This window comes from Streptomyces sp. NPDC001970, assembly GCF_053594115.1.
Genome location: NZ_JBSFDW010000018.1, coordinates 26,448 through 38,798 on the forward strand (window position 1 = coordinate 26,448; position 12,351 = coordinate 38,798).

At 71.4% G+C, this 12,351-nt stretch carries 12 protein-coding genes; 4 read left to right on the forward strand and 8 right to left on the reverse strand.

Translation table 11 applies throughout. The features are described 5' to 3' along the window. Positions 1–3: 3 nt before the first annotated feature. From ACWCP0_RS21880 to ACWCP0_RS21890, 3 genes are all read right to left on the reverse strand, one after another. Entirely contained in the window at positions 4–2,241 is a 2,238-nt protein-coding gene (locus ACWCP0_RS21880) for an NHLP family bacteriocin export ABC transporter peptidase/permease/ATPase subunit (RefSeq protein ID WP_451080473.1), read from the reverse strand. Continuing rightward, positions 2,238–3,128 (reverse strand): hypothetical protein, encoded by an 891-nt coding sequence (locus ACWCP0_RS21885; RefSeq protein WP_451080474.1) that lies wholly within the window; start codon positions 3,126–3,128, stop codon positions 2,238–2,240. The genes ACWCP0_RS21880 and ACWCP0_RS21885 overlap by 4 nt, the downstream gene beginning before the upstream one ends. A 95-nt stretch (positions 3,129–3,223) precedes the next feature. Next, positions 3,224–3,451, reverse strand: a complete 228-nt coding sequence (locus tag ACWCP0_RS21890; protein WP_451080594.1) for a type A2 lantipeptide — start codon at positions 3,449–3,451, stop codon at positions 3,224–3,226. A gap of 528 nt (positions 3,452–3,979) precedes the next feature. Here ACWCP0_RS21890 and ACWCP0_RS21895 point away from each other — a divergent pair. After that, a complete protein-coding gene (locus ACWCP0_RS21895; protein WP_451080475.1) occupies positions 3,980–5,740 on the forward strand; it encodes a nuclear transport factor 2 family protein in 1,761 nt (586 codons plus the stop codon). A gap of 6 nt (positions 5,741–5,746) precedes the next feature. Here the strand turns inward: ACWCP0_RS21895 and ACWCP0_RS21900 are convergent, their stop codons facing one another. After that, positions 5,747–7,357, reverse strand: a complete 1,611-nt coding sequence (locus ACWCP0_RS21900) for a sigma-70 family RNA polymerase sigma factor (RefSeq protein WP_451080476.1) — start codon at positions 7,355–7,357, stop codon at positions 5,747–5,749. Beyond that, complete coding sequence (locus ACWCP0_RS21905) at positions 7,354–7,920, reverse strand: nucleotide triphosphate diphosphatase NUDT15 (RefSeq protein ID WP_451080477.1); 567 nt, start codon at positions 7,918–7,920, stop codon at positions 7,354–7,356. Before ACWCP0_RS21905 ends, ACWCP0_RS21900 begins: the two co-directional genes overlap by 4 nt. A 133-nt stretch (positions 7,921–8,053) precedes the next feature. On the opposite strand from ACWCP0_RS21905, the gene ACWCP0_RS21910 reads away from it, so the two are divergent. Then, positions 8,054–8,827: a VOC family protein gene (locus ACWCP0_RS21910; protein WP_451080478.1), complete on the forward strand. Its 774-nt coding sequence runs from the start codon at positions 8,054–8,056 to the stop codon at positions 8,825–8,827. Positions 8,828–8,944: 117 nt separating this feature from the next. Here ACWCP0_RS21910 and ACWCP0_RS21915 read toward each other — a convergent pair whose 3' ends face one another. The 3 genes from ACWCP0_RS21915 to ACWCP0_RS21925 all read right to left on the reverse strand — a co-directional run bounded on the left by ACWCP0_RS21915 (position 8,945) and on the right by ACWCP0_RS21925 (position 10,968). After that, the gene (locus ACWCP0_RS21915) at positions 8,945–9,766 is read right to left on the reverse strand and encodes a metallophosphoesterase family protein (protein WP_451080479.1); all 822 of its coding nucleotides are present in this window, start codon (positions 9,764–9,766) and stop codon (positions 8,945–8,947) included. 327 nt (positions 9,767–10,093) lie between these two features. Next, complete coding sequence (locus tag ACWCP0_RS21920) at positions 10,094–10,501, reverse strand: hypothetical protein (RefSeq protein WP_451080595.1); 408 nt, start codon at positions 10,499–10,501, stop codon at positions 10,094–10,096. Positions 10,502–10,506: 5 nt separating this feature from the next. Next, positions 10,507–10,968, reverse strand: coding sequence for an ATP-binding protein (locus ACWCP0_RS21925; RefSeq protein WP_451080480.1), 462 nt, complete (start codon positions 10,966–10,968; stop codon positions 10,507–10,509). A 212-nt stretch (positions 10,969–11,180) separates the two neighbouring features. Here ACWCP0_RS21925 and ACWCP0_RS21930 point away from each other — a divergent pair, with 212 nt between their 5' ends. Beyond that, positions 11,181–12,041, forward strand: a complete 861-nt coding sequence (locus tag ACWCP0_RS21930) for a helix-turn-helix domain-containing protein (protein WP_451080481.1) — start codon at positions 11,181–11,183, stop codon at positions 12,039–12,041. Further along, positions 12,042–12,278, forward strand: coding sequence for a DUF397 domain-containing protein (locus tag ACWCP0_RS21935; RefSeq protein WP_093657991.1), 237 nt, complete (start codon positions 12,042–12,044; stop codon positions 12,276–12,278). It abuts the gene before it with no gap. The last annotated feature ends 73 nt before the right edge of the window (positions 12,279–12,351 follow it).

A 12,351-nucleotide genomic window follows, 5' to 3' on the forward strand; every position in this document is an offset into this window, starting at 1 on the left:
ACCTCAGTGCTCCTTGACCAGGTCGGCGTACGCGCCCCCGCGCGCGACCAGCTCCTCGTGCCGCCCGCGCTCCACGACCGTGCCGTGGTCGAGGACCACGATCTCGTCGCTGTCGCGGACGGTGCTCAGCCGGTGGGCGATCACCACGCAGGCGCAGCCGCGCCGGCGCAAGTTGTCGATGATGAGCTGCTCGGTCTCGGCGTCCAGGGCGCTGGTCACCTCGTCGAGGACGAGCACACTGGGCCGGCGCACCAGCGCCCGCGCGATCTCCAGGCGCTGCCGCTGCCCGCCGGAGAAGTTGCGGCCGTCCTGCTCGACCCGCCCGTGGATGCCCCCCGGCCGCCGGGAGACGACGTCGTACAGTGCCGCGTCCTTGAGGGCGTCGGCCACGGCCTCGTCCGGGACCGACGGATCCCACAGCGCCACGTTGTCCCGCACCGTGCCCTCGAAGAGGAAGACCTCCTGGTCGACGAAGGACACCGAGGCCGCGAGCGCGCCGCGCGGGATCTCGTCGAGGCGCTGCCCGTCGATCCGGATCGTCCCCTCCCACGGGCTGTAGAGCCCGGCGATCAGGCGCGAGACCGTGGACTTGCCGCTGCCCGAACCGCCGACGAGGGCGACCTGCTGCCCCGGACCGACCGCCAGTGAGAAGCCGGTGAGCAGCGGCTTGTCGAGCGGGCTGTAGCCGAAGGTGATGTTCTCGAGCGTGACGTGGCCCATGAGCCTGCGGGTGCTCGCGGGCGGCTCGCGGCGCGTGTACAGCGAGTCCGCGGGGAAGTTCTCGACGTCCTTGAGCCGGGCCACGTCGGCCGCGAAGTCCTGGATCCGGCCCGCCATCCCGTTGAGCCGCGTGATCGGCGCCGTGAAACGGGTCACCAGGGCCTGGAAGGCGACGAGCAGACCGATCGAGATGTGCCCCTCCACGGCGCGCAGCCCGCCGATCCACAGGATCAGCGCGCTGTTGAGCGTCGCGAGGGTCGGGGCGACGACGGCGAGAGCCGCGCTCGGCACGCCGAGCCGCTGCTGCTCCTCGAGCGTGGTCGCGTGCTGCCCGGCCCAGCGGCGGAAGTAGCCGTTCTCGCCGCCGGTGGCCTTCATCGTCTCGATCAGCTGGATACCGGTGTAGGAGGTGTTCGTCAGCCGCGCGCTGTCCGCGCGCAGCTTCTGCGTACGGGTCGCCCGCAGCCGTACGACCACGCGCATCGCGACCACGTTGAGCAGCGCGATCAGCACTCCGATGACCGTCAGCTGGGGATCGTAGGTCCACAGCAGGACCGCGTAGAGGATCACCACGATCCCGTCCACACCGAACGCGGTGAGGTCCCGGGCCAGGGTCTCGGCCACCGCGTCGTTGGACTGCAGGCGCTGCACGAGGTCGGCCGGGCTGCGCTGGGCGAAGAACGTCACCGGGAGCCGCAGCAGGTGCCGGAAGAAGCGGGCGCTGCCCAGCGTCGACGAGATGATGCGCCCCCGCAGCAGATTCGCCTGCTGCAGCCCGGTCAGCACGGCCGTCAGGGCGACCATCGCGGCCATCGACGCGAAGAGGACACCGAGCAGCGATGTCTGACGCCCCACCAGGAACATGTCGATGTACGTACGGCTCAGCGCGGGCAGCGCCGCCCCGACCGCGACGAGCAGCAGGCTGGCGAGGAGCGCGGCGAGCATCGTGCCGGTGGTGCCGCGGAGCCGGGCGGGGACCGAGCGCAGAACTCCGGGCCGGCGGCCGCCCCTGCGGAATCCGGTGCCGGGTTCGAAGACCAGGACCACGCCGGTGAAGCTGGTGTCGAAATCCTCCGTCGACACGAAGCGGCGGCCCTTGTCGGGGTCGTTGATGTGCACGCCCCGGCGGCCGAAGCGGCGCCCCATGCCGTCGTAGACGACGTAGTGGTTGAACTCCCAGAAGAGGACGGCGGGCGCCTGCACTCCGGCGAGCGCGGCCGGCTCCATCTGCATGCCTTTGGCCTGCAGGCCGTAGCTGCGGGCGGCCTTGAGGATGTTGCTGGCCCGTGAGCCGTCGCGGGAGACCCCGCAGGCGATGCGCAGCTCTTCGAGGGGCACGTGCCTGCCGTAGTGCCCGAGGACCATGGCGAGCGTGGCGGCGCCGCACTCCACCGCCTCCATCTGGAGCACGGTGGGGGTGCGGACGGACTTCTGCCTCGCGGGCTTCTGCGGCTTCGGCGCGCGCCTCGGATTCGACTGCGGTGCGCGGGCGCGGCGCCGGGTGGGGGACGGGGCGGTCACGGCAGCAGCCAATCGATCGGACGCTGGTCGGCCAGATGGACGGCACCGGTGGCCAGGGTCATGGAGCCGATCGCGTACGGCGGCCCGTCCTGCGACGACCACGCGTAACCGGACTTCGTACGGGAGGAACGCTCGAGCTGCACGAGGACCGGCACCGGCCGGCCCTGCTTCGAGAACTGCTCGGCGAGCTGGCCGTCACCGAGGAAGCCGGCGATCTGGCGGGCGGTCTGCGAGGTCCGGCCGACGGCCTTGACCCGGCCGCGCAGCACGCCGTACTGCTGCGCCGGCACGGACTGCACGGTGAGATCGACGCGGGCCCCGACGGGGACGGTCGAGCCGTTCTCGGCCGGGAGGTAGAGCATCACGGTCAGGGGGGCGTCGGCGTCGTCCACCCGCTCGACGACCGCCACATCGGAACCGGTGGTGACGACGGCGCCGATCGTGGCGACGAGCGAGGTCAGACGGCCCGCGGCGATGGTGCGGACGACGGTGTCGCCCTCGCCCTCGCCTTCGCCCTCGTCCTTGCCCTGGTCCGACTGCTCCGTCTGTCCGGTGCCGTCCGTCTGCTCGGTCTGCTCCGCCTGTGGTGTGCGGACCTTCAGCAGCGGCGCGCCGGCGGGCAGGCGCTTGCCCTCCTCGGCGAGGACTTCGGTGACCTGGCCCGCGACCGGACTCTGCAGGACATAACTGCCCTGTCCGTGCGTAAGAATGCCGGGTGCCCTGAGAGTGGACGAAACGGAACCGGTCGCGGCCCAGAAACACGCGACGGCCATGACGACAACGGTGACGGCCAGCACGAGCCAGCCCTGCGGCCGGGCGAAACGTACCGGCAAATCTATTTCTTCGGGCGATTGCAGCTTGGAAAGGGCCTTTTGGCGGAACTGCACGTAACTCTTCCCTCGACTGCACATGTCCGTGTCAGGGTACGATGATGCGGTGAGCCCCGGAACCTTGACCGTTCCGGGGCTCACTCATGCAGGTCTCAGAGACCGGCGACGAGGCCCGTGACGGCGCCGGTGTTGAGGCCGGTGGCGCCCTCAACGGTGCCGACGACCGAGCCGACCAGGCCGGAGACCGGGACGATGCCGTCGACGGTGGAGGTCACGCCGGACAGCGCACCGGCGGCAACGGCGCTGTGCAGACCGCCGGAGACGTTGTCGAGGTCGGCGTCGGAGATCTCAGCGGTCTCGACCTGGGGGGTGAAGTTCATGATGAAGCTTCCCTTCATGTGGATATTCCTCAAAGGCGGCGGCCGGTCCCGCCGGAAAACGATCCGGCCGCGTGAGCGGGCGTTCGGATGCCCGATAAATCGGGAACCCTTCGTGCAACTCCCGCGGTGCGCAGGATCAAAGCACGCCGGAGCACCGCTCAGCCAATCGGACAACTCCGGGACAGGGCCTCATCGGTCACGGAATTAAGTTCCCGTGCAGGTGCGTCCACGCCTCCGTGTCGACATCTTCACAAGCTTCACCGGCCGAATTCCCTTTGGGCGGACGATCGGCGCGGACCCGAATCGGACACTCCCGCCCCAATGGCCTGCCATGCCGCCAACCAGGCCGCCGAAGATGAGGGACGGTCAGCTGTCGTGCATCGGTTGAGTGTTCGGTGTGCAGGTTTGCGGAAGATAGCGTTCCAGTGCAGCGGGAGATGCGGCGACGGCGTCGCGACCAGGGCCCGGTCGGCTCCCCGCGCGGCGCGCCTCGGCGATGCCGGCGCAGGGCGGTGAAGGATCGGTTCCGTGAACGACCGAGTGTTCGCCCCGCAGCTCTTCGACGACCCGCTGTTCCAGAAGTTCGCCGAGCGGGCGCTGGCACTGACGAGCCGCGGCGGCGCGGAGTACGGCGAGTGCGCGGCGACCGCCGGACGGATCCCGGCCGGTGACCGCGACACCTGGCACAGCGCGTGGTCGGCGACGGCCTCCCGGGTGGCCGCCGCGGCCGAGAACAGCGCCGCGCACGGGCACCGGGTGAGCGCGGCCGAGGGGTTCTGGCGGGCGACGACGTACCACCGCATCGCGTACCAGCCCCTGTTCGGCTCTCCCGTGGATCCGCGGCTCGCCGAGTCCTTCGCACGGGAGAGCGCGTGCTTCGCCCGCCACGCCGCTCTGGCCGACCGGCCGGTCGAACTCGTGGAGATCCCCTTCGAGGGCACGACGCTCCCCGGCTGCCTCTGCCTGCCCGACGACGACAGGACCGTCGCCCGGCCGACCGTGGTCGGGGTCAACGGCTACGACTCCGACATCCACGAGATGTACTGGTCCCACGCCCTGCCCGCGGTGCGCCGCGGCTACGCCTGTCTGCTCGTGGACGGCCCGGGCCAGGGCCGCGCGCTGGTGGAGCAGGGACTGAGGATGCGCCCCGACTGGGAGACCGTGCTGCGCCCGGTCATGGACTACGCGGTCGGCAGGCCGGAGGTCGACGCCTCACGCATCGCCGTCATGGGGTGGAGCTTCGGCGGCTATCTCGCTCCGCGCGGCGTCTCCGGGGACGAGCGGGTCGCCGCACTGATCGCGGACCCCGGCCAGTGGGACCCCCTCGACGCCATGCCGTTGCCCAAGGAGGTGCGGGACCGGCTCCCCGACGTCGACCCCCGGGCGATCGACGAGTTCCTGGCCCCTGTCGCGAACGATCCCCTCATGCGATGGCTCTTGATCCAGCGCGCCCTGTGGGTGCACGGTCTCGACTCCCTGGGCGAGTACGTCGTCGACATGGACCGGTACCGCCTGTCGGGCGTCGCCGCGCGCATCGCCTGCCCGACGCTCGTCGTCGCCAACGACTCCGACCCGCTCTCCGCCCAGGCGCACCTGCTCCATGACGCGCTCACGGGCCCGAAGGCGCTCGTCCGGTTCAGGGCCGAGGACGGAGCCGCGGGCCACTGCCAGGCGTGGAACCGCTCTCTCTTCGACCAGCGCGTCCGACTGGCTGGACACCGTTCTCGACGGAGCCCGAGGAGGCACCGCATGACAACCAGGCACGACCCTGCGGAACTGGAACGCGTCTGGGAACTCCACACCAGCAGTGAGTTCGCCACGCTCGACGTCGATGCCACCATGGCCACGATGACGGACGCCCCCGAGGTGCTGCACGTGCCCACGGCCATGGGCGCCCGCGGCCGGGCGGCCGTCCGCGACTTCTACCGGCGCTATTTCATCGGGCACAACCCCGAGGACTTCACGCTCACGACCCTGACCCGCACCACCGGTCCCGGGCGCATCGTCGACGAGATGCTCGTCTCCTTCACCCATGACGTCGAGGTGCCCTGGGTCCTGCCGGCGGTCCCCCCGACCGGGCGGCCCGTCAGCATCGCCGTCATCGCCGTCGTTTCCTTCGACGGCTCCCTCATCTCGGGCGAACACATCTACTGGGACCAGGCATCGGTCCTCGCCCAGACCGGACTCATCGACTCCGGCACGCTGTCGCGGCTGCCCGTGGTGAGCGACCAGCGCGCGACGCTGACCGACGGTCCGCTCAACGAGCTGATGGCCGGCGGCAGGGCGTAGCCCTCGTCAGAGGGCCGTTCCGAACGCCTGCGTCCACCACGGCCCGCCCGACGCGTCGTGGATGCCCACGCCGAGCTCCTTGAAGGAGCAGTTGAGGATGTTCGCGCGGTGGCCGGGGCTGTTCATCCACGAGTCCATCACCGAGGCCGGGGTCTGCTGGCCCCTCGCGATGTTCTCGCCGTACGTGCTCCAGCGGTAGCCGGCCTCCGTGATGCGGTCGCCGGGGTCGTCGCCGTCCGGGTTGGTGTGGTCGAAGTAGTCGCGGGCGGCCATGTCGGCGGAGTGGTTGCGGGCCGCCGTGGCGAGCTTGTTGTTGGAGCTGAGCGGCCCGCAGCCGGCCTTGGAGCGCTCGGCGTTGACCAGGGCGAGGACCTGCTGGGCGGCGCCGCTCGGGGTGGGCGGCGCGGGGTCCGGCGCCTTCGTGGTGGGCTTCGGCTTCGGCTTGGCCTTGCTCGGGGTCGGTTTCGGGGTCGGCTTGGCCGTCGTCCTGCTGGGGGTGGGCGTCGGCGACGGGGAGGGTGAGGCGGACAGCGACGGGGAAGGCGACGGGCTCTGCGAGGCGGACGGCAGCGTGGGGGAGGCCGGGGCGGCCGCCGTGGACGGCGCCTCCTCGTCCGTGTCGGGGCCCGTGAGGAGGTGGACCGCACCGCCGCCGGTGACCAGGGCGGCGACCGCGGCGGCCACGGCCGCGGTGCGGCGGCGGCGCCGTGCCCGCTCCTGGCGGGCCCGGGTCCTGGCGGAGGGGTGAGCGGAGGCGTGGGCCGCGGCGGAGGCGGAGGCGTGCTGGGAGGCGGGCGCGTACGCGGAGGCCGTGGCGACCATGTCGGGCGCCGAGGCGAACGCGCCGAGCGACGCTGCCACCGGGACGAGCGTGAGGCCCACCAGGAGGCCCTCTGCGGGGACCAGCCCGGACCAGTGGCCCGCGCAGACCGTGCAGTCGCGGGCGTGGCGGGCCAGTCGCTTGCGCCAGAGGGCCGACGGCATGCCGTCCCAGCCGGCGGCTATCTGCCCCAGGAGCACACAGCGCGGGTCGGCGGACAGGGCGCGGACCACGACGCGCGCCGTCTCCAACTGCGCCTTCATGCGCTGCACCCGTACCGCCGTGTGCTGCGGCGTCAGCTCCAGCGCGGCGGCGACCTCGGCCCGGGAAAGCTCCCCCGCGGCCTCCAGCCACCACAGGGACAGCAGCGCCCGGTCGTCCTCGTCCAGCCAGCGGGTGGCCTCGGCGGTCTCGCGGCGCTGGCCGGAGAGTCCGAGGCGGGTGATCGTCAGATCCACGAAGTCGGCGCCGGGGTCGACGACTTCGTACGCGTCCTCCAGACCGCCGCCGACGGATATCGCCCCGGACCGGCGCTCCCGCCAGTGGCCGCGTATCTGGTTCATGGTGATGGCGACCAGCCAGCTGCGGAAGCTGTCCGGGCTGCGCAGCCCGTCCAGGCCGCCGAGGACGCGGAGCATGGTCTCCTGCACCACGTCGTCCATGTCCGCATGGCCGTTCAGGGCCCGGCCGACGATGTTGTAGACGAGGGGAAGGTACGCGGCGACGAGCCGGTCCTGCGCATGCTGGTCGCCGGCCTGCGCGGCCATGATCATCGCGGCTTCGCGTTCGCTGCTCACGCTGTGTCCACTCTCTTCCTGGGCTGGGCCGTGTCTCCTCCGACGAAGGGGAGACGTCCTGCCTCCGCTCCGATAACAGAAACCGGATAGGAGTACGCAGGAACCTCCGGAAGTGTTAGATCGGACCGCCATGCCCGCAGCACCGCGGCCGAGGGGAAGAACAGTTCGGCGGGCAGTGCGTCCGGCCGGTGCCACGCCCAGCGCACGATCTTGTCCGGTTCGGTGACCTCCGGCTCGCCCTCGACGCCCGTGGCCAGGCCCGCCGCAGAGATCCGGGGCATGCCCCGCTCTCCGTCCAGCACCACCGCGACGATCCGCACATCGCCGGCCCGCACCCGCAGCCCCGTCTCCTCGGTCAGCTCACGGGCCCCGGCCTGCTCGAAGCTCTCACCCGGGTCGACCTTGCCGCCGGGGAGCTCCCAGCGGCCGGTGTGGGCGAGGCCGAGGAGGATCCGGCCGCGCGGGTCGACGACGATCACGCCGATACCGGTCATTCCGTTGGCGGTGGGGAACGCCCGCGCGGGATGTTCGCCCGGTGTGCGGCTCGGGGAGTGGGTCACCATCGGCCCTTCGTGCGGTCGCGCCGCACCCGGCCGGGCACGGCGGTGCCCGATCGTACGGTGGACACACGGGTGGCCGCTGTGATGCACCCGGCATAGCGTGCTTGCGGTGGACCCGACCGCTGGAGGTACGACCATGAAGACGTCCAGGCCCGTCATCGGCGGACCCTGCTGGGCCGAACTCGGCACCGGCGACATGCTGGCAGCCCAGACCTTCTACGGCAGCGTCCTGGGCTGGCGCATGGTGACCGACCCGCGGGCCGAGGCCGGCGGCTACACCATGGCGCGCCGCGGCGACGCGGCCGTCGCCGCACTCACACCCCTCTACCAGGCGGAGCAACCCACGGCCTGGACCGTCTCCTTCGCCACGAAGAACGCGGACGCCACCGCCACAGCGGTCACCGACGCGGGCGGCACGCTGCTCACCGGGCCGATGGACGTCTTCGAGGAAGGCCGGTTCGCCGTGGTCGCGGACACAGAGGGCGCCGTCTTCTCGCTCTGGCAGGGCCGCAACTTCGCCGGCGCCGAGATGCTCGACGCGCCGGGTGCGCTGGGCTGGGTCGAGCTGCTGACACGCGATCCGGCCGAGGCGAAACGGTTCTACAGGATGGTCTTCGGCTGGACCGTGCACGTGTCTGAGCACTACACCCAGTGGGGTATCGGCGGCGACGACTTCGGCGGCATGGTGAAGATGCACGACGAACGCTTCCCGCCCGAGGTACCCGCCCACTGGCTGCCGTACTTCGAGGTGACGGACGTCGACGCGACCGCGCACACGGCGACCGATGCGGGGGGTGGCGTACTCCTGGAGCCGATGGACATGGAGGACGGGCTGCGGTTCGCGGTGCTGCACGATCCGCAGGGTGCGGCGTTCGGGGTGCACAAGCCGCCGCTGACGGCGAAGGTCTGACCGGCTGATCTGCCGAGGTGTCGAGGTGCCGAGGTGCCGAGGTGCCGAGGTGCTGACGTGCTGACGTGCTGACGTGCCGACGTGCTGTCTGCTGACGTGCTGTCTGCTGACCGCGGGTCAGCGCAGCACGGTCGTGGGCCGGGCCGGCCCACCACCGCGTGGCCGCCACTCGCGGGGATAGCCCACGGACACCTCGTGGAACGGCACCCCGTCGTGCAGGGTCGTCCGGGGAAGGTGCAGATGTCCGTAGACCATCGCCCGCGCCCGGTACCGGACGTGCCAGTCGGCCGTCTGTTCCGTCCCGCACCACAGCGCGAACTCCGGGTACCGCAGCACCCGCGTCGGCTCGCGCACCAGCGGATAGTGGTTGACCAGCACCGTCGACAGCTCCGCCGGCACCTCGGCCAGCCGCGGCCCGGTCAGCTCCAGTCGCGCCCGGCACCAGGCGTCGAGGCTCGGATACGGGTCCGGGTGCAGCAGGTGCTCGTCGGTGCAGACGACATGCGCGCGGTGCGCCTGGGCCAGGGCCTCGTCCTTGGTGGCCGTGCCCTCGGGGCGGAAGGTGTAGTCGTACAGCAGGAACAGCGGGGCGATCGCGACGGACTGTCCGTCCTCGCCCGTCCAGAGCGGATACGGATCCTCCGGCGTCACGACACCGAGCTGCCGGCACATCTCCACGAGCAGGTCGTACCGCTCCATGCCGCGTGCCTGCACCGGGTCGGCGGACACGGTCCACAGCTCGTGGTTCCCCGGCGCCCAGACGACCGTGGCGAACCGGTCGCGCAGCAGCCGCAGGGCCCACTCCACATCCTGCACGAGGTCGCCGATGTCGCCCGCGACCAGCAGCCAGTCGTCGTCGGAGTCCGGGCGCAGGGCCTCGACGTGCTTGCGGTTCTCCGGGTGGTTGACGTGCAGATCACTGATGGCGAGCAGAGACATCTAACCCCCGTGAATGGACGGCCGACCGGACACGTTGCGCCGATCATCCCATTGCGGGGTGCCAACTGTCCGCCACCGTCACCCCGTTGCGCGGGGCGGACCGGGCAGGGGCGGAGTGAGGGGGAGTGAGGGGGAGTGAGGGGGAGTGAGGTGGGGTGGCGGTGGCGGCGGGCTCTGTCCCCGCCCTCCCCCTTCCCGAACCGGGGCCGACCCCCGGGCCCCGTCGGTGTGCCGGATACCGGTCGGCGTGCCGGGGCGTCCGTCCGCGAACGCCGGACGGGCTCGGTGTGTGCCGGGGGCCCGCCGCAACGGCCGCCGCTGCCGCGCTCAGGCTCCCTGCGGGCTGCGGAGGCCGTAGCTCGCCCACGCCGGCGCCGTACCCGTGATCTGGCAGATCACGAGGTAGAGCGGGATCGGCGGCGTGTACGGGCTGGTGTCGTCGGGCCAGTGGATCAGCCGCGCCGCCGAGGTCGGCACGTACGCCCCGCGGGAGTAGTAGGAGGGAAACGGCCAGGTCAGCTCCACGTCGGAGCCCGCCGGCACGATCCACCACCACCAGTCCGTGTCCGAGTAGACACAGCCCGTGTGCGGCAGGCGCGTCAGCATCCGCCGCCCGTGCCGCGCGGGCACCCCCACCGCGTCGTAACCCAGGGTGGCCGGCAGACCGGCCGGTACGTCCAGCTGCGGGCAGCCGTCCCCGCCCTGGTCCCGCCTGCGCGAGAGCAGCCCGGCCATCGTCCTCAGCACGGACGCCCCGCGTCGAGCGCCAGCTCGGCCCAGACGATACGGCCGGGACCCGGCTTGGCGTCGTGCGCTCCCCAGGCGCTGCTCACCGCGTCCACCAGCAGCAGCCCGCGGCCGCGCTCGTCCTCGGATGCCCGGCGCAGGCGCGGCTCGCCGGGCGGCCAGCCCTGGTCCTGCACCGCTATGCGCAACTGGCCCTCGGTGTCGCGCAGTTCGCACAGGACCCGCTCGCTGACGGTGTGCACGACGGCGTTCGTGAAGAGTTCGGAGGCGACCAGTGCAACCGTGTCCAGGGGGTCCCCGCCGATGCCCCAGCGCTGCATCCGCTCCTGTATCAGCCGCCGGGCCCGTGCCACGGAATCGGTCCGGCCGGGCAGCTCGAACCCGAAGCGGCGGACCGTCGACACCGGGGCGTACGGATCGACGAGCTGGGGGCTGAGCGCGTTACCAGGTGCCACGACCAATCCTTCACGGTGGGGAAGCAGTGCCGGACATGCCTCTCCCCGGGCACGGCGCGGCAGCCTCGTGAACTGGTTCACCGAGTCACTCTCCACCCGGCGACGACACTTGGCAAGAGGCACTCTGAAAATTGCAGAGTGCCGAGTTCTGGGGGACAGTGGCATGGCACACTCGTCGTGACATCGAGAACAGGGCGCTGGGGAGGTCTGTAGTGAGCGAGCCGCGATCCGCCCCCACTGTGGGACAGGTCGTACTCGGCAAGCGACTGCAGGATCTGCGGGAGCGGGCCGGCCTGAAGCGCGAGGAGGCCGCCAAGGTGCTCCGCGTCGCCCCCGCCACCATCCGCCGGATGGAAACGGCCGAGGTCGCGCTGAAGATCCCCTACGTGCAGCTGCTGCTCAGGGCGTACGGCATCGCCGACGACGAGGCCGAGGGCTTCGTCCAACTCACCGAGGAAGCCAACAGGCCGGGCTGGTGGCAGCGCTTCCACGACGTCCTGCCCGGCTGGTTCAGCATGTACGTCAGCCTGGAGGGTGCCGCCAGCCTCATCCGGGCGTACGAGCCCCATTTCGTCCCCGGTCTGCTGCAGACGGAGGACTACGCACGCGCCGTCATGCGCAGCGGCGCCCTCGGCGACACCAGCGCCGACGACATCGAGCGGCACGTCGCCCTCCGGATGGAACGGCAGGCACTGCTCACCAGGGCCGAGGCCCCCAGATTCTGGGCGATCGTCGACGAGACGGTGCTCCGCAGACCGGCGGGCGGCCCGAAGGCGATGCGGGCCCAGATCGACCGGTTGCTCGAGGCCACCGCGCTGCCGAACGTCACCCTGCAGATCGCGGAGTTCGCGGCCGGACCGCACCCCGGCACGTACGGACCCTTCGTGCTCTTCCGGTTCGCGGTGCCCGAACTGCCCGACATGGTCTACAGCGAGTACCTGACCGGTGCCGTCTATCTCGACGCGCGCCCCGAGGTGGCCTCGCACCTGGAGGTCATGGACCGCATGGCGGCCCAGGCCGCCACCGCACAACGCACGAAGGACATCCTCCGGGGCGTCCGCAAGGAGCTGTGAATGGATCGCATATACAACGGCATGCCTGCCCGTGAGCTCGGCTCCGAGGGATGGCACAAGCCGTGGAGCGGCGGCAACGGCGGCAACTGCATCGAGGCCATGAAGCTGGCCGACGGCAGGGTCGCGGTGCGCCAGTCCGCCGACCCTGACGGCCCCGCACTCATCTACACGCACGGCGAGATCGCCGCTTTCATCCAGGGCGCCAAGTCGGGTCAGGCAGACTTTCTCCTGACCTGACCGGCCTGACCCGGGCTCAACCGCCCGTGCAGTACGCGCTGTTCCGTTCGTCCACTTGTCGCTCACCCGCAGA

Bases quoted from the DNA above. Each gene is read 5' to 3' on its own strand.
- ACWCP0_RS21890 (WP_451080594.1), bottom strand. From the start codon at position 3,451: ATGAACTTCACCCCCCAGGTCGAGACCGCTGAGATCTCCGACGCCGAC.
- ACWCP0_RS21905 (WP_451080477.1), bottom strand. From the start codon at position 7,920: ATGGTGACCCACTCCCCGAGCCGCACACCGGGCGAACATCCCGCGCGG.
- ACWCP0_RS21910 (WP_451080478.1), top strand. From the start codon at position 8,054: ATGAAGACGTCCAGGCCCGTCATCGGCGGACCCTGCTGGGCCGAACTC.
- ACWCP0_RS21915 (WP_451080479.1), bottom strand. From the start codon at position 9,766: ATGTCTCTGCTCGCCATCAGTGATCTGCACGTCAACCACCCGGAGAAC.
- ACWCP0_RS21920 (WP_451080595.1), bottom strand. From the start codon at position 10,501: ATGGCCGGGCTGCTCTCGCGCAGGCGGGACCAGGGCGGGGACGGCTGC.
- ACWCP0_RS21935 (WP_093657991.1), top strand. From the start codon at position 12,042: ATGGATCGCATATACAACGGCATGCCTGCCCGTGAGCTCGGCTCCGAG.